The following is a 19,339-nucleotide window of genomic DNA, read 5'->3' as shown; positions in this document are numbered from 1 at the left end:
GCCGAACCATACTCTTCATCCCGGCGATATTTTTGGGCTTTTTTGCTTTTCTGATAGATAACCAGCCGGATCGCCACGGCCCCCGCGATGCCAGTGAGCCAGTCAAAAGGATTGAGCCCCGGCGCGAAGTCGGCAAAGGCCGGGCCGAGGGCCGCCACCATCCCCACCAGCTTGTGGGCCAAATCCGCCCCCGCCGCCAGACGGTAGGCCGTCCCCACCTTTAGGCAGGCCCACGCGATGAACAGATAGGGGAGGTTCGGCAAAAGGTACTTTTTCAGCTTATCTGTCCTCATGGGCGGCCTCCTTTACGCGGTCTTTCTTTTGGGGCGCGGGCTGGCGCAGTATCTCGGCGGCGGCCCGTCTGAGCTGTTCCCGGATGGGTACGCGGTCAGTCTTTGCCTTATCCAGCACCCGGCGGGAATACTCCCCAAAACAAGCGGTGATTGCATCCGCCTGCCCGGACTTGAAGAACAGCAGATATTTGTCCGGCCCGGTCTTATAAAAGGCATAATCAACATTCCACTTCCGGGCCACCCGGTCAAATTCTTTTGGGGCCCCGGTGAGCTCGATGCTGTTGGTCGCCGCGCCGTGGGCCATCAGCTTTTTCACGGACTGCCTGCCGTGGGGCGTCTGGTGGGCCCGGCGTTCCTTTTGTATCTTCCGGCCAGCCGCCCGGAGCGCATAGGCCAGCACCCGGGCCGTCAGCTTTCCCGTCCGCATGGATAGCGCGATAGTGCGCCGGGAAACATCCTCGTCAATCAATCAGAACCGCCTCCTTTCATGGGGGATAGCCCTCCGGCCTTTGGGACAAAATGTCTCGAAGTCACCGCTCCTCCCGCCCCGGCTCCGGGCAGGCCCGGTCAGCCGCAGAGGGAAAGCGGTCAATCACTTCCTTGTAGGCGGCCATCTGCTCCCGGATGGAGAGCTGGGGGAGGGCAAAAATCTTGTGCTCTTTGGGAATGTCCTCTGTCCCGTGGTAGATTTCTTTGAGGGTATCAGTCTGGATAATATAGCCGCCGTGGGAAAAGTGGCCGTTTTCGTTGGTGGATATGTCCCGCCCGTATGACTCATAGTCAACATAGTCTTTCAGCTCGGCGGGGATTGGCAAGTCCTCCGCATAATAGCGGCCCAAATCGTCCTCGTTTTCAATATCCGGGTAAAAATCAACTACCCCGGTGCAAGCACTCAAGTACTGTGAGCGGCTCCTACGTCGCCTCTCACAGCACTTGACTTTCTCGCTCGCTTCGCTCCCTCAAAAGCGGGGTATGGAGTTTCCTCACCGCTGCCTTTACTTGTCAAACAACGTTATTTGTCCTTCTACCCCTTCACTTCGGAATAGTTTCTTATACTCATTCCCTTGATTCTTTACATAATTCGCTATTACTCCCTCATTCCCGTGTTCGCTTACTGTCGCTACATAATAGCCCGACGACCAGAAATTTCCTCCCCATAGTTTCTTCTTGACTTCTGGGCATTTGGCAAATACTTCTCTCGCCGTTATGCTTTTTATTATCTTTACAATCTGGGTTGGACTATAATTCGGCACTGACTGTACAAGAAAATGTACATGGTCTTTATCCGTCCCTATCTCCAGAAATTCCACCTCATACCTTTTGCTGATTTCTATGCAGGTTTCTTTTATTACCTTATCCACTTCTTCGTCTATTACTACCCTTCGATATTTCGTTGGAAACACAAAATGATACATAAGCCTCGATACGTTGTGCGATTTGTGTATGTTCTCACTCATCTACAACTCTCCTTTCCGCTTACATTATATCACCGTTTTCGTTTAGGGAAAAGTTTGTTGCGATGCAAGCATCGGGGAATGTACCCTCCTGGGATTCAAAATACTCCAGATTTTCCGCAAGGTTGATGATGTCCGCCAAGCTGGAGGTATGCGTTCCCATGCTGAGGGCCGCACCGAATTTTTCAAAATCGTCCGGGGCCATTTCCGAGAGCAGGCAGGCCAGATGGTTCAGCTCGTCCAGACTTTCGTATTCACCGAGATGCTCCAAAAGCTCCGGCAGGATGCCGCCGAAGTCATAGCTGGCAATAAAAATTTCCTCGTAGCGTATGCCGTCCACGCCTATGTCCTTTAAGAGCGCCTGCACCGCCTGGGGGCTGGCGGGGAACGAAAGCGGCTCCCCGGCCAGCACTCCCTCGTTGTATTTCCCAAGGTTGGTGACGTGCGCCTCGAACAGCGCGGCCATGTCAGCGGCGGCCCTGGCCCTTGACGGTCAGGATGCCCTCAAGGGTGGTGGCGGTGATGCCCAGCCGCTGGGCCACAGCAATGTCGTTCTTCATGGACTCGGTGACGGTATGCCCGCACACCACCAGCACCCGGGAGCGGCGGAGCAGGTCACGGCCAATGTCGATGCTGCTCTTGTGTTCCTCGGGAACCGCGTCATTGAGGAAAAGGGGCAGAAACAGCGCGGGGCAGATAGGGGCAAAGCCTGCATCGTAAACCGCCCGGCAGTACTGCGCGGCAAGCTCCGCGTTTTCCGTGTCGCCGCCATACCAAGCGGCGGTGATGTAAGCAAGGGGTCGTTTCATAGTCGTTTACCTCCGATATTTTGATAGTTGTCGTTCAGCCCTATCCCCCCGCCCTTTCCCATTCATGGGAAAGGGGGCGGCTCTGGAGGATATATCCCCCGCCGCGCCGGGAGGGGTGGCACAGCCGGGGCGGGCCGTCAAGGGCAGGCCGCCGCAGGCGGCGGGCGTTCCGCCCCTTGACTGCCCACTCCCGGCTGTGCTCAGTAGCAGGCGGCGACGGGGGATATACCACCAGAGCCCCTCTCTAAAAAGAACGCCATGAAAGGCGCGGGGGAGGGACGTGGGAAAGAGAAAAGCCTTGGGACAAAATGTCTCAAGGCTTACTTTTCCCGGTCGGTCTTTTTCTCCGGCGCGGTGCGCTCCGGGGGCTGTTTCTCTTTCCACGCATCCAGCAGGGACATAATCTGGTCTTTCATCTCCCGGGGCGTGGTGTCTTTGCCGAAATACTTGTTCAGTTCAGCGGCGGAAATAATCACTTTGTCTACCTCCTTTTTCTCACGGCTCAAAATGCCGTCAATCACATCGCCGTTCAGTTTCCCGTCCTTATCCAGCTTGCGGAGCTCCTGGGCCTGGGAGAGCGAGGGGGATGCCTGCTCGCCCTCAATGGAAACGGCGATAAACCTCTGGTTTTTGGGCTTGATGAACGAGATTTCAACAGCGGGGGTGAAAGACAGCTTTTTCTCGTTCACCATAGACTGGAGCTCCGGCACAAGCTCGGTCAGCCGGATATACCGCTGTACCTGCTTGTAGTTCATGCCGTTCCGTTCCCCCACGATTTCCGTGGAGCGTTTTCCAACGTCCCCGGCGGCCACGCCCTCCATCTTCGTCCCCTGATGGCTGATGGCCTCCACCTGCATTTTCAGCGACTGGGCCTTTTCCATCGGCAGAATCTTTTCCCGGTGGCGCAGGTTGTCGTCCGTCATCGCAAGGATGGCCTCGTCATCCGTCATGTTGCGGACGATACAAGGCATATTGGCGAACCCGGCCAGCTCACTGGCCCGCTGGCGGCGGTGGCCCGCGATGATTTCATAGCCGCCGCCCTCCCGGGGACGCACCAGCGCGGGCTGGTGTACGCCGTTGTCCTTGACGGACTCCACAAGCCCTTTCATTTCCGCATCGTCCCGCACCCCAAAGGGATGGTCTTTGAACGGGAACAGCTCCGAGAGGTTGAGATAAACAATCTCTTCCTTTTCAGCGCGGGTCGCGTCACGGGGCTGGGGCGGCTGTTCCGGCGCAGGAGGGGGAGCGGCGGGGGCCTCTTCCTTGCCCTTTACCGTGGCGGCCTTGGCCCCCTTGCTTTGGGACATTTTGTCTCGAGGTTGGGACGGGGGCCTGTCCGGGGCCGCCTTATCAGCCTTGGCCGGGCGGCCACGGCGGGCCCCCGTCCCTCCCGGTTCACCGGGCCCCGCTTTTTCTTCCTTGGGCTTGCGGCCCCGCCTGCCCTTGGACTTATCCGGCTCGGGCGTTTTTTCTTTGGCGGCCTTGTCCTTTTTGGCGGGCCCCTTTTCCCCGGCGGCCTTTTCCTCCGGGGCCGGGGTGGGCGGCTGTTCCGGTTCGGGCGGCTCGTTCTTTTCCACCTCCGCACGTCCCGCCGCCCGCTGTTCTGCCATCAGCTTTTCAATCTGGTCAGCGGAGACATTCACCGCGCCGGGGGCCCCAGCCGGGGCATCCTGCGCGGGTGGTTCCCCGGCGGCCTGCTCGGGGGCTTTCTCCGGGGCCGGGGGCTCCGGCGTGGGAGCCTCCGGGGTAGGAGCCTCAGCCGGGCCCGTATCGAACAGGCTGGGCTGGGGATTTTCCTCCGGGCTCGTGTTCAGCTTTTCGTCTGCCATTCGTTACCTCCTTTTTATTTTCGTGAATGTTGCACAAATCTTGTGCTAAAAGTTTGTTACTATTTTTTCGCCTCCCTCCCGGCTATCCACGCAAAAAAGCCGCCCGTTTTTTCTTCCCGGACGGCTTTCTGCGTAATGTGATAGCTCTAATTTTATTTTTTTGTGGTTGCAGGCTCCGAAAAGCCTTGATATTACAGTGTTCCTAATAGGAGCCATTCATAGGTATGTGGACCCCACTTCTTTTCCCCATAAAGTTCGACGAAGTTGTCCAAAAACTCACTGACAGTCAGTTTGCTGGGGGCAATGAAACGATTGACTTTCTGCTTATACTCCACCTCAGCCTTACGCTTTTTCGCCTCTGCCTCGGTGTCGTAGGGTTCCCATTTTTGCTTGCGCTCACCAGTTTCGGTGATGTAGTAGTAGACGACATTGAATTTGTTTCTGCGTTTTTTGATAGACGCCATGATTACACTCCTCTTTTAAGTAATCTGGCTATCTAACCATTCATCAAAGGATTTTTTGGATATGCGAATTGCTGTTCCGATTCGTACCGTTTTGAAATGTCCCTTTTTTACAAGTTCATATGCGGAAGATGTGCTGATTCCTAAAAGGTTTGCAATTTCCTCTACACGATAGACCCGCTTATCAGGGACACTGTTGTGCTGCATATTGTTGGTCCCCATTGCAGCAGCCTCCTTTCGTCAAGGCCAATATGCAGCTGCTCTACGAAGATTAGTATAGCAGGCTGCACAAGTCCGTTCAAGTTTTAAATCAATTAATGTTATCAATAATGAGCAACGGGCGGCGGCTGGCTGGACCGCTCCACAGGACTTACCTCCGCGGCTTTTCCGGCACCCCCTACAGCCTGCGGCGGGTTGGCTACCGCTCGGACCATAGCCAGGGTGGTGTATCATGATTCGGTATATGGGTCATGGCCTCAAGCTGCCACAGCTTGCTTGTATGCGGCACCCGGCTCTCCCTGTTCCTCCTTCCATTCGTTGGGATCATGGCTCTGGTCTGCCCAATACGGCTGGGCCATATACTTAACGTACCCGTTGGCTCTATGAGGCCATGCGGCCTGTTTGTCAAGGTACAGGGATGCCTTCCCAAAAGGCATTTCATGCCTCTCACTCCTATCCCCGACTGTCTGCCCGCAATCTGCCCACATTCCTGCCATTTTCGCAAAAATGCCTCACAGTCCTGGACAGGGGCTGTGAGGCGTTCATTATGATTGGTCAAATAGTTTGAGGCTTGCTACCATAGCGTCAATATCCTGCTCACTGGGGCCAAGCGACATTTCCGGGGGCTGACTGCTCTGTGTTGAAGCAGCCGCATTCCCTGACAGAAATTCTCCCACCGAAGTTTTCACCATTTCCCGAACCATCGCCAGAAGCTGCTCCTTCGTATGCAGTGGCTGGTAGGTAATTTTGATTTTTGCACCAGGTATCTCCATTTCCGGATGCCGCTGAAGGTAGTCAACGACGGCCAGGATGATGAAATCGCTTTTCTTGTTCCCCAGCCGCTCTAAAAAAGCGCCTACCTTTGCCTTTTCTTCCGTATCGGCACTCCACTGGAGGGAAAACCGGAACCTGTCATCCCTGCGCAAAGCCTTCACCGACCTTCTGTGCCTGCATTTGACGCAGTTGGGCAGTGGCCAGCATCCCAAATCCTACAGCATTGGCTTTCGGATCGGCAACAAATTCCGCCTTCGCCACTTGGTTGGACGTTTCAATGAAAGTCCGAAACAGCGCCGCACCGCCGCCGGTGAAGATGGCAGGAGTCGCCCGCAAATCCACCTGCAGTTCCCGTAGCTTGTCCAGGATGCCGGCAGCATAGTTAAAGAGCGGGGGCAGCACTGCTGTCCCCGCTCCTCAATGATCGGATACTATCAGTCCAGAGGATACTTTCTCATAAAAAACTCCCAGATATAATCGTCAAGGCCATTATCGTCTGGCGACCACAGGTAGGTGCCAAAGGTCAGCGGCAACCCGCCTAAGAGCTGTATCAGATTTCCATAGGCAGCCTCCACATGCCAGTTTTTCAGATAATCCATATCGAAACAAGTCATCACATGGCGTACTCCCAGTTGTGTCAGTTCTTTCAGCGCCTTCTCCAGATAATGGAGAGATGTGACACCGGGGATGGCCAGGACAGTCTGCCCAGTGAAGAAATGAACGATGTCTGCCTTCATGTAGCCCTCAATCAGATAAACACACTCCTGAACGGGGCCGGCCATATGACACCAGTTTTCAGCGCCCACGCCGTCCTTTTTATCTATGCTGGAAAAGGTGAGGAACTTTCCGCCCTTTTTCATCTTTTTGTCCAGACGGATATGGATACTCTGGATACGGCCAAGCCGATCCCGGCAGGGGATCATAATTCCTCGCAGATAAACAGCCATTGTCCAGCGCCCATCCTCGTCCCGATAAAATCCAGGTACACCAAACAGCTCATGCCCCTCTGAAATCAATTCCTTTGCCAACGCGGGAAAGCCTACCAGCGGCGTTGTACGATACCCCAGACGGTCGATCTCCTCGTTAGTCAGACCGCGCCCCCGCAGGTTGTCCCGGTGATCCGATGCAAGTGTCAGTTTGCTTAGAAGTGCCCGGTAAACGCGGTCCCTTGTTTCGATACCAACCAGCGGGGCCTGTGGCACCTCGGCAGGTTTTGGCCTGGGCAGTGCTTTCTTCTTCCCGCCTGATTTGCTGGAATAATGACTTTCTCCGCCGCCCAGCCGATCCGTTAGATCCTGGCGCACTTTATCCCGAGATACACCAGTATAGTAGGCGTAGAGGTCAAAGACACCGCCTTCAAACTGGCCGCATTTGGGGCATCGGAACACATTGCGCTTGAGGTTGATATTAAGATGCCGCTTTCTGGATCCTGCATGGTCACAGACCGGACAGGGGATATTATAGGAACTCCTTCCCATGGGCGGCTGTGGAATCGGAAGCAGCGGCAGAATGTCATTCATCTGAAAGCGCAGTTCCATTTGCGGTTCCCCCTTTTCCTCTTCGCTTTACACAGCGCCGAGCCGATTGCTTTATCGCCCATAACTCACGAGGAAGACCTTGTTTCCTGAAAAACTGCCGTGTAGATATCCATCTTGTCACAGCTCTCCTTTGTCAGCTCCAACAGCGAAAAACAACGTCCATACTCCTGAAAATCTTCCGTAGAAATGCGTTCAGTGGTATCTTCCGGGGCCAGATAGTAAACCTTGCAGATTCGGAGCTGGTCAAAGCTCCCCACAGTATAAGATTCCACATAGTCCGGTGTGTAGTAGGATACCGGATATGGGGCCGGTTTGTATGCCGAAATCATCATCCACAGCCAGATAGCCACGACACCTGCGATGCCCATGACGCAGAAAATCGGGCGAATGATTTGCTTCATGCCTTTTCCTTTCCGGGGGCCGGTATAGAACCGGCCCCCTTGTTCATTCAAGCGGTTGTTTTAACCGCCTCGTCACAGATCAGCTTGGCTGCAGCCACAATTTCGGCATTGCCGGTAAACTTGGTAGCAACCCAATACAGTGCTTTAGGATCGATCTGCATAACCTCCCCCAGCGTTTTCCCGCTGTACTTGGCAATCGGGCACGAAACCTTCAGTGCCTGCTCAAAAGGCGACAGCTCAGGTTCCTGCGGCTTCGGGGCTGCCTGAGCGGCAGGCGCGGCAGGCGGCGGAGGCGGGGCGCTCCCAATGGAGGCATCCACAGGATTGCCGCTCCACATAATACCGCCCAGTTCGTCCACAGCCGGTGCATCAAAGGAATCACCGGCGGCCCCAAACTGGAGGCCAAAGCCTGCATTACGCAGGGCAATACCCACCGCAGCGGTCTGCGCCCACTCTCTGGGTGAGACAGTAGGTTTATCGGGCAGATAACCTCTGGAGGCAGTCGCCTCGGCCAAGAACTGATCCACCGGTGCGGAATAGTGGGGATAGACCCGGGCTGTTGCCACAAAACAGTCCTTCCCCGCCGTGACGGAAACCGCGATACGTCCCTCCGGATATTTCAGCCGGAACCAGCCGATCTGGACCATAACCGGAAGCCGTAGCCTTTTTTCACCACCATTGGCGCTGTTCAGGTCGGTATACTCCACCGCCAGTGCAGCGGGATCGAACCCCTCCACAGCGTTAATCTTCTGCAAGGCCTCCATGGCCGTCTGCTTGGCCTGTGTGTTGTCCGTAGTCATGATGCAGGTGCCTCCTTTTCCTTCTTTTTAATGGGTACAAATGTGTTTCGGAACTGAAGCCATGCGGGAAGCAGAGTCTGAATCACTCTGCCAATCTCCCGGCTGTAGCTTTCCGGAGCGGACGGCGCAAAGCTGGAAAAACGCTTGCGGTAATCTTCAATCACCCGCCCCAGATTGTTCTGGGCAGCATCCCGTTCCTTCTGCGTGTCAGGTCCGCGGTTAGGCCCATAACGGCGTTCCAGGGCGAGGCACTGCACATAGGCGTCCAGCATTTTGTAGTGTCCCTGCAAAAACTGGGCCTCCATGGTGACCGGAGCCGTCTTGCAGAACATCTGGCAGGTCTCCAGCACACCGATCCGGTACACGATCTCACCGTGCCACCAGATTGCATCAGCCGGCGCTCTACCCTGTGCGATGCGCTGGTCTACCTCGCTGCGGAGATTATAGTAGTTTTCAAGAACAGTAGCCATATTTGTTTCCTCCCTTCACTATGTTGCCGTTTGGATAATACGGGCTGCCAGCAGGGTGTTGCGCCGCTCTGTATCCGTTGTCTGAATGGCCCGAATGACTGCCTGCCAGTCACCAACAATCTGCGCTCTGCATCTGGCTCGGGTAAGGCCGGTATAGACCAGAGGGCGCTTGAGCATACGGCCATGGCAATTCTGGATACTGAGCAGCACCGAGTCATACTGACCGCCCTGGGACTTATGAATGGTGGTGGCGTAGGCGAGATCCAAATGGCTCAGACTTTCATTGTCCTCATAGGCCACAATGCGGTCATCATGGAAATCCACCTCCACCAGGAACCCGTCATCATCCCGTTCAATTTTGCGGATATAGCCGATGTCTCCGTTGCTGACCTCTTCCCGGTTCTTGGTCTGCATGACCTTGTCACCAAGCCGGAAGATCCGCTGTCCCAAGGACAGCTCCGGTTTATTTGCGCCCGGTGGATTGACCAGGGTCCGCAGCCGCTCATTCATGCTTCGCACGCCGGTCTCGGTCTTTGCCCGGAACGGGGTCAGCAGCGCAACATTGTCCACACCATACCGGCAAACCTCCTGCATATACAGCCGCTCCAGCCATTCGGCGGACTGCCGAATATCGGCGGAACCCCAGAATTGGAAGTCTCCGTCAAACTGGAGGTCCGTATCGCCATGACGGATGTGCCGGGCGTTCTCGGCAATCATGCTGCCTTCGCTCTGGCGAAACACCTTGTCCAACATCACTATCGGGATTCTGCCGCAGCGCAGCAGCTCACTGAGTACCGCGCCCGGCCCTACAGAAGGAAGCTGGTCAGCATCTCCCACCAATACCAGCCGGCACATGGGCGGCAGCGCATGGAATAGATACCAGGTCATAGCCATATCCAGCATACTGATCTCGTCTACCAATACCAGATCGGCATCTACCTGCTCCGGCATGGTCAGGGTGTTTGTATCACCTGCAGTCAGGTTCAGCGCTTTATGGACCGTGCAGGCAGGAAGGCCGCTGCTTTGCTCCAGTCGTCGGGCCGCACGGCCTGTGGGTGCGCAGCAGATAATGTCCGCATCCGGGAACGCCTTCTGGTAGATATTCAGAAAAACACGCTGAATGGATGTCTTGCCAGTACCAGGGCCGCCGGAAATAATACAGATTGGGGATGCGAGGGCGGTCTTAACCGCCTGCCGCTGCTCCTCCGCCAATGTGAAGCCCAGTTCCTCCTGCTGCTGGTCAATCTCATCGTCTAAGTCGCCGATATAGGGCAGGCTGCTCCGCTGGAGCATTTCTCGAACGCACTGGGCAACACCGTCCTCAGCTTTCGCCATAACTGGACGGTAAACATGGCTCTGATACAGGGCCAGCCGGTCTGCTTTCAGCATCTCAAACGCCACGTTGGCAACCGTCATGCGGTTCAGACCCGGCGTGCGCAGCAGTTCCACCGCCTGCCGGACAAAGTGCTCTTTGTGCAGGCACAGATGTCCCTTTTGCTCAGCAACTTCCAGTGTATGGAGCAGTCCAGCAGCGACGCGCTCAGGGGCTGTCCTGGGAATACCCTGACGTTCCGCCAATCGGTCTGCCACCTCAAATGACAGCAGCCCTTGTTCAAACACCTCATAGGGACGCTCTTTCAGCAACTCCTCCGCCCTGATACCCAACTCCTTTTGCATACGAACGGCTTGCCCAGCGTTGACATCCAATGGTGCCAGCATGGTGATGATCCGCCGGGCGCTTCGAGTCTCCAAGTATGAGTCTCGAAGCTGTTCACAGTGCTTACTACTGATGCCGGGCACCTCACGGATGCGGTCCGGGTCGTTGTCCAATATCGTCAGGGCATCGTCCCCAAAGGTGTTATAGATACGTTCGGCCAGCCTTTTGCCAATACCACGGAACAGTCCGGAGGAGAGATAAGCAACGATCCCCTTCTTGCCTGGGTCGATGATTTCCTCATAGGACTCCATCATAAATTGAAGCCCGTATTTGGCATCCTTCTTCCATCTGCCGGCTATATCCACTTTCATCCGCTCCATGATGGGCAGGTAGTAGCCTACAACGGTAATACTGTTCAGCTTGTTTCCCTGGCTGTCCAGCACAGTCTCACAGGGCGCATAGAGCGCCACGGTGTAGCTGCCGTTCTGGGCGTCCTCAACACTCTTGGGGTAGATTAGTCTGAAAAATTTACACTTCATCTCACCCTCCTACGCCAACACCAGTTCGGTAGTGGGCATATAGACGGTCCGCTCCTCCACCGAGTGGTTCTGGGCGATATACAGAGCTTCAGCCACAATGTCATCGGCCAGCCGGTCAAATTCCTGTACCAGCTCTGTCCGCTGTTGGAGTTCATAGAGAGACCAGTCCTCAAAGTCCTCGTCCATATCAACGTCCCGCCCCGGAAAAGAAAAAATCTGCATGGGCGGCTTGATGTAGTCAACACGGGCCTCTTCATTACATACCCCGCACCAGTTTCCGGTTTCTGCTATCGAGGTGTAATTTTTTTGGCCGCATTTGGTGCAGTAGGAGCGATATCCGCTGGGCTTGGTTCCGCCCTGATAGAGTACCAGATATCCGCCGCTGCGGCCGTTCCAACCTGCCTGCCACAGGTAGTTGTGCTGCCAGTTGAAGTCCTCAATCCGCTCATTGAGCCGCTCATAGAACTCAGGTACTTGGATAATGTCCCAGAGCTTGTCTTCTGTTCCCCGGTCAAGACCGAGTTTGTAGAGCTTCATATTGCAGGCATACGATGTGCTTCGGTTCCAGCTATTCATCGTGTTATACCGAAAATGGCCTGACAGATAAGCAGTCATCTCAGCCCGGGACCGCTTATCCACACGTCTGGAAAACAGATGCCGGGCGGGAGTTTCCTTTTTCATGAGTACCATGCTGTTACCTCCTAAAGATAGCACAGGGAGGCCAGCATTGTGGCTCTCCCTGTGTATTTTGATATTTCTTATACCGGTTCAACAGAAACCTTGACTTTTCGGCTCTCCGAAGCCTTGAGCGCAGCCGCGTAGATACTGGGGTGCTCTTTCTTGAGATATCCGGAATCTACACGGTGTGTGGTTTTTGTTACAAAATCCACCAGCAGCTTGTCTTTGGTGGTGGTCAGCACACCATGCTCATGGGCTTTCATCAGTTCCGCGATACGAACACTGTATGCTTCGATCTTTGCTTCATTTTCTTTCATCTGCTGTCTGAGTGCGGCATTTTCATCCTGAAGCGCGACAATTCCCCGCAGGGATTTTTCATATTTTAAGGGAAACTCAATCGTTGGAAGAGCTTTCTGGCTTGGACCACAAATATGAGCCAGCGCCTCCAGCGCCAGTTTCGGGGCCACCTCCGTCATGGCAGGCGGTTTGTCATTCCGCAGACTCCAGATCCACTGATCCAGCCTCTCAAAAATGATGTCCTCCTTCGCCTGATCCCGAATTAAACTGGGTGTAGCCAGGTCATGCTCCGGGTTGTTACCCCAGATGGCTGAAAAGGCACCGAAATCCACATCCATAACTGCCAGATAATAGCGCAGCTGGAACTCATAGTAGAGCGGGTAAGCCCCATCAGCCCAGTCGCCGGCCTTGTGGTAGGTACAGCTCTTGCATTCCAGAACGCCCGGCTTTCCGTCACCCTTTCGGGTGATGCGCCGGTCGATGTCAGCCAGGGCATAGGGAAAGTCCGCGTGTTGATACATATTGGTGTCATCAGTGACGGTGTTCCCGGTCCGCTGGGCATAAAAATGGGCCGCAATCGGCTCCAGCAAATGCCCCATCTCTAATTGCAGAGGGTTGGGCTTTGCTTTTGGCTGCAAACGGCCCTTTTTAATCAACCATAGCTCCCGAGGCGTCATCCACGGTGACAGGCCAAAGATGGTGGCCACATCGCTTCCGCCCACGGTGTACTCAATGTCCCCTTTCGGGCCATGCTCCCGGCACTCCAGCCAGCGTTTTTCATCCATTCCCGCACAGTCGCACAGAATGATCGGTGCAGCCATTACCAGCTCACCTGCTTTGCAAGGTCGTAGTCGCTCCAGCGGAGTGTGAGCGCCCGGGCCATGTTCTCTTGAAGGGACAGCAGCTTGCTCTCAGGCGCACCACTGACCTTCAGATTGAACAGAATCTCCTGCATGGCCATAAATACGTCATGGGCAGAGGCCGAAGCATTGCCGTTGGCTGTCTCAAACATGGCGATGGCCTCTATTGCCGCCTTTTTCGGCATGGCCAGCTTTTTACACACGGCAGTCATGGCATTGACCGGGTTATCCAGGTGGATGGTGAGCAGGCCGCTCAGGCGGGCCACTGAATCGCCAAACTGGGCGAACAGCATATCCAGAGCGTCCACAAAATCGGGCACCTTGGACTGCCGGCGGTGCTCAATGGCCACCATGCCGCCGATGTGGATGGGATACTGCAGGCCCATCAGGAGCGCTGACACCTTCGCTGAGGCCACCCCGGTGTCCGAGGTGGAAAAGCGGATGCCCGGCATCAGCTTGGCCGCCAGTGTCTTTTTGCCCTCCGCTTCCAGCAGCTTTTCATAGGTGCTGAGCAGGTCTTCTTTCTGGCCGGGCAGGATCCAGGAGGCGCTGGTAATAGAGTGGTCGGAATAACCGCTCTCAAAGCTGTTGCCCGGGAACCGTTCGTCCATTTTCTTCTGCAGGCCGTCCAGCAGTTGGTCGATCTCCAGGATAGAGTAATCCCGACCGTCCCCGGAATGGGCTGCGGACACCTTCTCGTCCCGAATCAGCAGCAGGGCGCTGTCCTTGTGCAGCTCCAGGCAGGAGTTGAGCACTTCAGCCAGCTTGGCCCTGGCGAGCTTGGGCAGGGCGGTGCCGTTGATTTTTGCCCGATCCAGCAGACTTTTGTAGGCGGTGTCCCGCAGCGGGAAATACCGTTCCCCCACTTGGATGGCCAGGCCCAGGTTCTCCGCCGTATCAGCGATAGCCTCCTGGCTGACAGCGGAATCAAAGCTGGAGGGGTCCTCATAGAGCGGGGACGCCTTATCCAGCGCGGCCACACGCAGGCGGTTGACCTCGGTGCGTTCCCAGAGGCTGGCCTTGCGGGTCTCCTCGTGATAGGCCAGCATGGCGGGGAACTGGGTAAACTGGGTGGAATAGCTGTCTTGGCATTGTTTCAGCATTTTTGATCGCTCCTTTTCTCATTTTTGTTGTGGCGGAATGCCCTGAATATACAAAAGCAGCGTCCTTTTCGGAACGCTGCATTTGCCAGTATAAAATTGGCCCGGAAAACAAAAAAAGTGCCATCTGCAAACATGCAAATGGCACTTTGGTACACGGAATACTATGCGCACTTTTCCTGCGGCACTGATACTGTATGTTTGAATTATACCATCCTCGAAGCGTTCCGTCAATGCTGAAACAGCAGTTTATAGCTGAATCTAAAAAATGGATCAATACTTATGCGCCTTGCCCTGTCTGCAAATTTTTCACTTCATCAAGAGGCAGACCCGAAATAGTGACAATTTCCTCAAGAGCATACTTCCCAGTCTCCAGCATTCGGAGCGCCACTGCTATCATGCCTTCTTTCATGCCCTTTTTAATACCCTCTTTCATACCCTCCTCGCGTTCTTCCTTCCGCATCTCCTCAATCACTTTGCACATTTCGCTTACCCCCTTCGGATTTTCCTTCAAATATCTGGTGCGGTCTGCCAGAATTTCAAAATTCATGTCTGCTGCATCGGTGCAACGAAAGTCGTGCATCAGTTTCCCAATGTCGGAATCACCCTGATACGCACCATTTACATAAAGGATATGTTCCCCATCTTCAAAAGGTTTACCCGTTGCAAGATTCATTCGCTCAATCGGATAGATGGGTTCGCCTTTACCATAAAAATCCTTTTCAATGATAAAGATGGTGTAGGTATCCGGCAGTTGGTCAAACTCCTGCCCAGCATCAAGATTTTCAATATCCATCACGCTGGAATGGAACCTTGCCCTGTGTGGGTCTGCCCCCTTGTCCTCCCGCTGGATTTCCAAGGCATACTTTTTCCCGGTAGAATCCGTCCCGTTTGATCAAGCAGAAATCTATCTGCGTTTATACTACCACAAATCTCTCTGCTTTTCAAACCTGCATAGAGAACTGCGCCAAACCCGGGACAAAAACCGCTGCTGGATTTTGTCCCGGTCTGTCATGCGGTTACTCCTAAGATTCTTGCGAGCCCATGCTAACCGGCCTGCCTTTTCAGAGTCCAGATGCCTCTGCTGGGGCTATAAAACGTGTTGGGGTGGTACTGCAACGTCTGGCGCACCTTGTCTTTCCAGTATTGCTGTTGCTGGGCGCGTTTGTAGCTCCCCACCACAGTATAGATTTGCTCCAGAGAAACCGGAGTGCGAAACGACTCCATTGCATCTGCCAGGATGTCCCGCCATGTGGCGCCGGGCATATCCCGGATATCGCCCTGCAGCCGGTAGGTCATCAGCAACGGGTAGGTGAGTGGCATATCCTTCCGCAAAAGCAGTACATACTCATGGACAATGGGGATGAACTTGCCGCTGTAGCTGCGGCGGTCGGAGACGCAGTTATGCTGGGTCTTGATAACGACATTCTCCAGTGTGCCGGGTTTGGTCAGTTCAAAGAGCATACTCAAAAGGCGGCCCTTCTTCTTGATGTCGCCAACCAGCACCGCCATGCGGCCGCCTTTCTCCAACGCACAGAACTGCTTCATCATGCAGTAATTCATGGCCTGGACAAAGCCCTCCCAAGTTGGGATCCGGGAGAGGTCAAAGCGGCGGGGATCATAGCCGTACCGCTGTTGTACGTCGAAAGCTCGGTACATGACATCCGAATACTTGATAATATCCCAGTATGGCGGATGCCAGAAGATAAACTGAGGCCGCTCGGGGATGTCGCTGTGGAGCAGATCAAACCCGCTGTGCAGATCGTAGGTGTGACTGTAGATGCCCATGGTGCGGGCGGCATCGCCGGTGGTGTTGCTGCCACACATATAGTCGCAGATCTCTTGAACACCGAAGTGGGCGATCAGATCCTCAATCAGTTTTGGGGAACAGTTGCTGCGGTATTTGTTATTGCCGCCCTCACCGCGCTCCGGGTAGGATACGACAGTGGTCAATGCGCTTCTTTGGTTCGTCATCATAACAGATGACAGCCTCCCTTCTGTTTCAGATAGCACAAGGAGACTGTGGGGAATGTCCACAGTCTCCTTGTGCGTGTTGTGATTTCAGTCCGATAAAATCAGGTGTATCCGCCCTTGAACAATTCTGCTCAGGGCATCCAATCTTTCTTGCTCCGCATGGATGCGGGGGTGCTGCTGAAACGTAAAGTCCTTCAGCTCCATCAGGTCCCGGCGAATATCGTCCATCAACAGACCTTTAGCGTTTCGGATGAAGTCCTGGCCCAGTCTGGGCTTGCATCGCCGCAGATACCAGGACGGGTCTGCAAGTTGGTCATTGTCCAACTCCGGCAGCAGACTCCGGTTGTGGTCAAACACCGGAGCCATCCCCTGGACCTCCAGAGTCTCTGTATCAAACAGAACTCCGAAGTTGCCGTAATGGCGGTCGGTATTCAGGATGATGGCGTCCAGTACACACATCCGCCGGAAAGCGTCTCCGCTGCCAATGCTCTCGAAATAGGCCAGCAGTTCTGGTATGGTACGCTCCTCCCCGCAGAAGACTGCGCCAGCTTTTGCAAGCCCCACAGCCTCACTGGTAAAGAGCGGACATTTGCTGACCAGCTTCTCCCGGTAAAAGTCCATGTCGTAGGGCACTGCCTCGCGGCACAGCCGCTCAGATAACTGCGCAGCCAGGTACTCGGAGAGCGGTTCGATCTCATAGTGTGCGCTGCCGCTTTTATAGAGATAAACGCCGCTTTCTTCCCGTTTCCAGCACTTGGCATAGTATCCGTCTGTCCCGAACTCCGGGGATGTGGAGGACAGGTCTGTCTCGCTGATGATACCGTCAAAGGCAGCCTCACTGATGATCTCGCTGAACGGATTGGTATAGAGGGATACCTCCTGCCAGGTCAGCGGCGAATCCGCTTCCCGCACCCAGAAGGTATCGTTCAGTGACAGCGCGTGGGTGATACGCAGGAACCCCTCTGGGTCGTCGCATCCATACTGCTCCAATAGCTGCTGGATATGCTTGCGGTGCTTGGGGGCTTTCCGCTGGTCCAGGAACGCCGGCAGGCCTCGGTAGCCAATCGGCCGGAGTGCGGTGAGCCACTGGTCTTCAAAAAACTCCGGCTCGTCGAACTCGTTGCGCCGGCAGTGGAATGCCAGCATAGGGAGATCCTTATTCAGCAAAATGTAGTCCGTTTTTCCACCATGAGTTGCCATTGCCTGATCCTCCCTTCTTTCTGGCTGGTCCCATTATACACAGGAACAGCCTTTTTCGCAATGACAGGATTTCTTCATCCGCCATTTTCCACTGATTGATAGTCAACATCAATCGGAACATCGGTCAGGATCCGAACATAACGGCCGAATAGCTGTACTAGCTGTTCTTCGGTCAAATCACGCTCGCTATTCTTTAACTGCCAGGGATAGCTTGGAGAGTACAGCAGGTAGGTAACGCTATTAAAATCATCGCAGGCAATCATTTGGATCCCCTCAGCCTCCTCAATCACTTTCTGGAGCAGCGTAGCCAGCCCCAAAAGGTAATCTTGGTCAAACTCCATATAGTCATCCCAGGTTGGTTCGGTTATGCCCACTTCAGTAAGCCATCCCTGTACTGTGGCATGGAATTTAGGGGCATGGTTCAGCAATTCCTTCAGTTTTCCCACATCCCGTTCTCTAATATCATCAACGCATATCCCGTAGCCATAATTGTGCCATGTACTGTAACTCATATCTTGCCCTCCTTATGTTTCTTTTCGATAGCATGTATCCTCAGCTCCCTGTCGGTAAGGAATCGCTCAGAATTATCCCAGAGGTACTTGCGGGCAAAAAGGTCAGCGTCCCGCCCAGCTTTCCGAAAATCTGCATATCGGACAGGGATGTCCCCAGCGTTTTATAGGTTCCAAGATGCCACAGGCCTTTTTCCCCATCTTGCAAAATGCGTCCCTCAGCATAGCAGTCGAGATAAATGCCTTCATTTCCCCCAAAATTGACTTTGGTTATGAAGTCAAATTCATCGCATGTGATCTCTGCGGGGAGATGTCGTGTATCCGGCAGGAAATAGTCCAGGATTGCTTCAGCTTCGGCAAAGTGCCCGCCATCTACCGCCATTTGATGAACAGCCCTCATAAAAGTTTCTCTTGTATCCCGGGTAACTTTCACCTTAATTTTCGGGTCATCTTCAATATATTCCTTGCACATCTCTGCGGTAGCGCTGCCGTGAAACTGTTTTCTTATATGGTCGGAAGGATGTCCGCAATCGAGTGTCGGATCCTTTCCAGGGCCAACAATGTGCCGCCAGGCACAGCACCAGCACATTGGCTGCTCACATTTCATCCCGGCGCACCTCCTTTGAGGCAGAAGCTGCATTCGCAAAATGGTCGGGCATCACAATCCACTTATCCCGGTCCAAGAGGCCAAGCAGTGTCAGTGCCTCCATAAATCCAAACAGCTGATGGCAGGCCGTGTCTGGGTTAACCCAAGAGTAACGCTGATCCCCGATTTCACGGCGAAGCCGTTTCTCACATTTCGCAAGAAGATGGGTGGTGAACTCCGGGCTGCTCCAGATCAGGCTCTTACAGATGATCCAAACACCATGGTCATCAGCATGGCTGGAGGTAACCTCCCGATGGGTCAGTTTGGAGAGCAGCCCACAAAGATAACCGCTGTCCACCCAGTCCTCCTCAAGGAACATCAGCACATCAACATCTCGCAGTTCAAGACGCTCACAAATCTTCTCGCTAAGCGCCTCGTTTATTTCCTGTACTGTTTCAAGCCGCATATCCCAATAGTAATAGTCCTGTCTGCGCAGAGTGACAGTGCAGCCAACTCCTAGTTCCGCATCCACGATCTCCTGAAGCTGAGCCGTCAATTCATCCCAGCCCAAGTAGACCGTCTCATACTCCGGCGAACGCCCATTGCTGAGCTGCCGCGCCAAACCAGCGTTCCCCCGCATCAGCCAAATCTGATATTCTATGTCATTTAGCCCCAGGAATGCTTGAAGGGACTGTCCCACACCCTTTTCTTTGCGCCATATCTCGACCCATGCGTCAATGGTGCTGATGGAACACTGTCCAGTTTGAATCAATTCTTTGAACGTCATAAAAACCTCCGATTTTTTGGATTGCTTGAAATATGAGGGGAGAAGACATCTGGCCTCCTCCCCTCAAACACCGGCATTTAGACCGTCAGATAGTAAATGCTGCA

The 19,339-nt window shown here is 54.4% G+C and carries 25 protein-coding genes and 1 pseudogene; all 26 read right to left on the bottom strand.

The genetic code is table 11. The features are described 5' to 3' along the window. Positions 1-293: pseudogene (locus NFS22_RS13280) on the bottom strand (VirD4-like conjugal transfer protein, CD1115 family); the annotation flags it as partial. Beyond that, positions 280-762, bottom strand: a complete 483-nt coding sequence (locus NFS22_RS13275; protein WP_330590957.1) for a PcfB family protein — start codon at positions 760-762, stop codon at positions 280-282. The gene NFS22_RS13275 and the pseudogene NFS22_RS13280, both read right to left, overlap by 14 nt. 61 nt (positions 763-823) lie before the next feature. Continuing rightward, positions 824-1,189 carry an antirestriction protein ArdA gene (locus NFS22_RS13270; RefSeq protein ID WP_251318234.1) on the bottom strand — a complete coding sequence of 122 codons (366 nt, stop codon included), beginning with the start codon at positions 1,187-1,189 and terminating at the stop codon, positions 824-826. A gap of 99 nt (positions 1,190-1,288) precedes the next feature. Then, the gene (gene tnpA, locus NFS22_RS13265; protein WP_160276540.1) at positions 1,289-1,750 is read right to left on the bottom strand and encodes an IS200/IS605 family transposase; all 462 of its coding nucleotides are present in this window, start codon (positions 1,748-1,750) and stop codon (positions 1,289-1,291) included. Between the two features lie 19 nt (positions 1,751-1,769). Further along, positions 1,770-2,213 carry an antirestriction protein ArdA gene (locus tag NFS22_RS13260; RefSeq protein ID WP_338147972.1) on the bottom strand — a complete coding sequence of 148 codons (444 nt, stop codon included), beginning with the start codon at positions 2,211-2,213 and terminating at the stop codon, positions 1,770-1,772. Between the two features lies 1 nt (position 2,214). Continuing rightward, on the bottom strand, positions 2,215-2,556 hold the full coding sequence (locus NFS22_RS13255; RefSeq protein ID WP_016316827.1) for a DUF7768 domain-containing protein: 342 nt from the start codon (positions 2,554-2,556) through the stop codon (positions 2,215-2,217). Positions 2,557-2,596: 40 nt separating this feature from the next. Then, complete coding sequence (locus tag NFS22_RS13250) at positions 2,597-2,788, bottom strand: hypothetical protein (protein WP_251318233.1); 192 nt, start codon at positions 2,786-2,788, stop codon at positions 2,597-2,599. Between the two features lie 88 nt (positions 2,789-2,876). After that, a complete protein-coding gene (locus tag NFS22_RS13245; protein ID WP_251318232.1) occupies positions 2,877-4,385 on the bottom strand; it encodes a ParB/RepB/Spo0J family partition protein in 1,509 nt (502 codons plus the stop codon). 191 nt (positions 4,386-4,576) lie between these two features. Continuing rightward, complete coding sequence (locus NFS22_RS13240; RefSeq protein WP_251318231.1) at positions 4,577-4,849, bottom strand: hypothetical protein; 273 nt, start codon at positions 4,847-4,849, stop codon at positions 4,577-4,579. A gap of 15 nt (positions 4,850-4,864) precedes the next feature. Next, positions 4,865-5,068, bottom strand: a complete 204-nt coding sequence (locus NFS22_RS13235) for a helix-turn-helix domain-containing protein (RefSeq protein ID WP_251318230.1) — start codon at positions 5,066-5,068, stop codon at positions 4,865-4,867. Positions 5,069-5,610: 542 nt separating this feature from the next. Continuing rightward, the gene (locus tag NFS22_RS13230; RefSeq protein WP_251318229.1) at positions 5,611-5,991 is read right to left on the bottom strand and encodes a hypothetical protein; all 381 of its coding nucleotides are present in this window, start codon (positions 5,989-5,991) and stop codon (positions 5,611-5,613) included. Further along, complete coding sequence (locus tag NFS22_RS13225) at positions 5,978-6,241, bottom strand: acetate and sugar kinases/Hsc70/actin family protein (protein ID WP_251318228.1); 264 nt, start codon at positions 6,239-6,241, stop codon at positions 5,978-5,980. The genes NFS22_RS13230 and NFS22_RS13225 overlap by 14 nt, the downstream gene beginning before the upstream one ends. Positions 6,242-6,273: 32 nt before the next feature. Then, the gene (locus NFS22_RS13220; RefSeq protein ID WP_251318227.1) at positions 6,274-7,377 is read right to left on the bottom strand and encodes a CpXC domain-containing protein; all 1,104 of its coding nucleotides are present in this window, start codon (positions 7,375-7,377) and stop codon (positions 6,274-6,276) included. Positions 7,378-7,442: 65 nt separating this feature from the next. Next, a complete protein-coding gene (locus tag NFS22_RS13215; RefSeq protein WP_251318226.1) occupies positions 7,443-7,778 on the bottom strand; it encodes a hypothetical protein in 336 nt (111 codons plus the stop codon). 47 nt (positions 7,779-7,825) lie between these two features. Beyond that, positions 7,826-8,578 (bottom strand): hypothetical protein, encoded by a 753-nt coding sequence (locus tag NFS22_RS13210; protein ID WP_251318224.1) that lies wholly within the window; start codon positions 8,576-8,578, stop codon positions 7,826-7,828. After that, complete coding sequence (locus tag NFS22_RS13205; protein WP_251318222.1) at positions 8,575-9,048, bottom strand: hypothetical protein; 474 nt, start codon at positions 9,046-9,048, stop codon at positions 8,575-8,577. Before NFS22_RS13205 ends, NFS22_RS13210 begins: the two co-directional genes overlap by 4 nt. A gap of 18 nt (positions 9,049-9,066) precedes the next feature. Then, positions 9,067-11,244: an SF1B family DNA helicase RecD2 gene (gene recD2, locus NFS22_RS13200; RefSeq protein ID WP_251318221.1), complete on the bottom strand. Its 2,178-nt coding sequence runs from the start codon at positions 11,242-11,244 to the stop codon at positions 9,067-9,069. Positions 11,245-11,253: 9 nt separating this feature from the next. After that, positions 11,254-11,934 carry a hypothetical protein gene (locus tag NFS22_RS13195; protein WP_251318220.1) on the bottom strand — a complete coding sequence of 227 codons (681 nt, stop codon included), beginning with the start codon at positions 11,932-11,934 and terminating at the stop codon, positions 11,254-11,256. A 68-nt stretch (positions 11,935-12,002) separates the two neighbouring features. Beyond that, on the bottom strand, positions 12,003-13,040 hold the full coding sequence (locus tag NFS22_RS13190) for a YqaJ viral recombinase family nuclease (protein WP_251318218.1): 1,038 nt from the start codon (positions 13,038-13,040) through the stop codon (positions 12,003-12,005). Then, positions 13,040-14,182: a hypothetical protein gene (locus tag NFS22_RS13185; RefSeq protein WP_251318217.1), complete on the bottom strand. Its 1,143-nt coding sequence runs from the start codon at positions 14,180-14,182 to the stop codon at positions 13,040-13,042. The genes NFS22_RS13190 and NFS22_RS13185 overlap by 1 nt, the downstream gene beginning before the upstream one ends. Positions 14,183-14,459: 277 nt before the next feature. Continuing rightward, on the bottom strand, positions 14,460-15,038 hold the full coding sequence (locus tag NFS22_RS13180) for an Rpn family recombination-promoting nuclease/putative transposase (protein WP_251318215.1): 579 nt from the start codon (positions 15,036-15,038) through the stop codon (positions 14,460-14,462). A 188-nt stretch (positions 15,039-15,226) separates the two neighbouring features. Next, positions 15,227-16,156, bottom strand: a complete 930-nt coding sequence (locus NFS22_RS13175; RefSeq protein WP_251318214.1) for a hypothetical protein — start codon at positions 16,154-16,156, stop codon at positions 15,227-15,229. Between the two features lie 84 nt (positions 16,157-16,240). Then, positions 16,241-17,353 carry a HipA protein gene (locus NFS22_RS13170; RefSeq protein WP_251318213.1) on the bottom strand — a complete coding sequence of 371 codons (1,113 nt, stop codon included), beginning with the start codon at positions 17,351-17,353 and terminating at the stop codon, positions 16,241-16,243. Positions 17,354-17,427: 74 nt separating this feature from the next. Next, positions 17,428-17,865 carry a hypothetical protein gene (locus NFS22_RS13165; RefSeq protein WP_251318212.1) on the bottom strand — a complete coding sequence of 146 codons (438 nt, stop codon included), beginning with the start codon at positions 17,863-17,865 and terminating at the stop codon, positions 17,428-17,430. 40 nt (positions 17,866-17,905) lie between these two features. Beyond that, a complete protein-coding gene (locus tag NFS22_RS13160; RefSeq protein WP_251318211.1) occupies positions 17,906-18,469 on the bottom strand; it encodes a hypothetical protein in 564 nt (187 codons plus the stop codon). Then, positions 18,459-19,235, bottom strand: coding sequence for a hypothetical protein (locus NFS22_RS13155; RefSeq protein ID WP_251318210.1), 777 nt, complete (start codon positions 19,233-19,235; stop codon positions 18,459-18,461). Before NFS22_RS13155 ends, NFS22_RS13160 begins: the two co-directional genes overlap by 11 nt. Positions 19,236-19,339: the final 104 nt, after the last annotated feature.

The organism is Flintibacter muris (assembly GCF_943192995.1).
GTDB lineage: Bacteria > Bacillota > Clostridia > Oscillospirales > Oscillospiraceae > Lawsonibacter > Lawsonibacter muris.
The sequence above is the reverse complement of the archived record's forward strand: the minus strand, read 5'-3'. Positions and strand labels throughout refer to the sequence as shown.

Coding starts and splice junctions, on each gene's coding strand:
- NFS22_RS13190 (WP_251318218.1), bottom strand. CDS start 13,040: ATGGCTGCACCGATCATTCTGTGCGACTGTGCGGGAATGGATGAAAAA.
- NFS22_RS13165 (WP_251318212.1), bottom strand. CDS start 17,865: ATGAGTTACAGTACATGGCACAATTATGGCTACGGGATATGCGTTGAT.
- NFS22_RS13260 (WP_338147972.1), bottom strand. CDS start 2,213: ATGGCCGCGCTGTTCGAGGCGCACGTCACCAACCTTGGGAAATACAAC.
- NFS22_RS13245 (WP_251318232.1), bottom strand. CDS start 4,385: ATGGCAGACGAAAAGCTGAACACGAGCCCGGAGGAAAATCCCCAGCCC.
- NFS22_RS13160 (WP_251318211.1), bottom strand. CDS start 18,469: ATGAAATGTGAGCAGCCAATGTGCTGGTGCTGTGCCTGGCGGCACATT.
- NFS22_RS13235 (WP_251318230.1), bottom strand. CDS start 5,068: ATGGGGACCAACAATATGCAGCACAACAGTGTCCCTGATAAGCGGGTC.
- NFS22_RS13220 (WP_251318227.1), bottom strand. CDS start 7,377: ATGGAACTGCGCTTTCAGATGAATGACATTCTGCCGCTGCTTCCGATT.
- NFS22_RS13240 (WP_251318231.1), bottom strand. CDS start 4,849: ATGGCGTCTATCAAAAAACGCAGAAACAAATTCAATGTCGTCTACTAC.
- NFS22_RS13175 (WP_251318214.1), bottom strand. CDS start 16,156: ATGATGACGAACCAAAGAAGCGCATTGACCACTGTCGTATCCTACCCG.
- NFS22_RS13205 (WP_251318222.1), bottom strand. CDS start 9,048: ATGGCTACTGTTCTTGAAAACTACTATAATCTCCGCAGCGAGGTAGAC.
- NFS22_RS13215 (WP_251318226.1), bottom strand. CDS start 7,778: ATGAAGCAAATCATTCGCCCGATTTTCTGCGTCATGGGCATCGCAGGT.
- NFS22_RS13195 (WP_251318220.1), bottom strand. CDS start 11,934: ATGGTACTCATGAAAAAGGAAACTCCCGCCCGGCATCTGTTTTCCAGA.
- NFS22_RS13255 (WP_016316827.1), bottom strand. CDS start 2,556: ATGAAACGACCCCTTGCTTACATCACCGCCGCTTGGTATGGCGGCGAC.
- NFS22_RS13185 (WP_251318217.1), bottom strand. CDS start 14,182: ATGCTGAAACAATGCCAAGACAGCTATTCCACCCAGTTTACCCAGTTC.
- NFS22_RS13210 (WP_251318224.1), bottom strand. CDS start 8,578: ATGACTACGGACAACACACAGGCCAAGCAGACGGCCATGGAGGCCTTG.
- NFS22_RS13155 (WP_251318210.1), bottom strand. CDS start 19,235: ATGACGTTCAAAGAATTGATTCAAACTGGACAGTGTTCCATCAGCACC.
- NFS22_RS13170 (WP_251318213.1), bottom strand. CDS start 17,353: ATGGCAACTCATGGTGGAAAAACGGACTACATTTTGCTGAATAAGGAT.
- tnpA (WP_160276540.1), bottom strand. CDS start 1,750: ATGAGTGAGAACATACACAAATCGCACAACGTATCGAGGCTTATGTAT.
- recD2 (WP_251318221.1), bottom strand. CDS start 11,244: ATGAAGTGTAAATTTTTCAGACTAATCTACCCCAAGAGTGTTGAGGAC.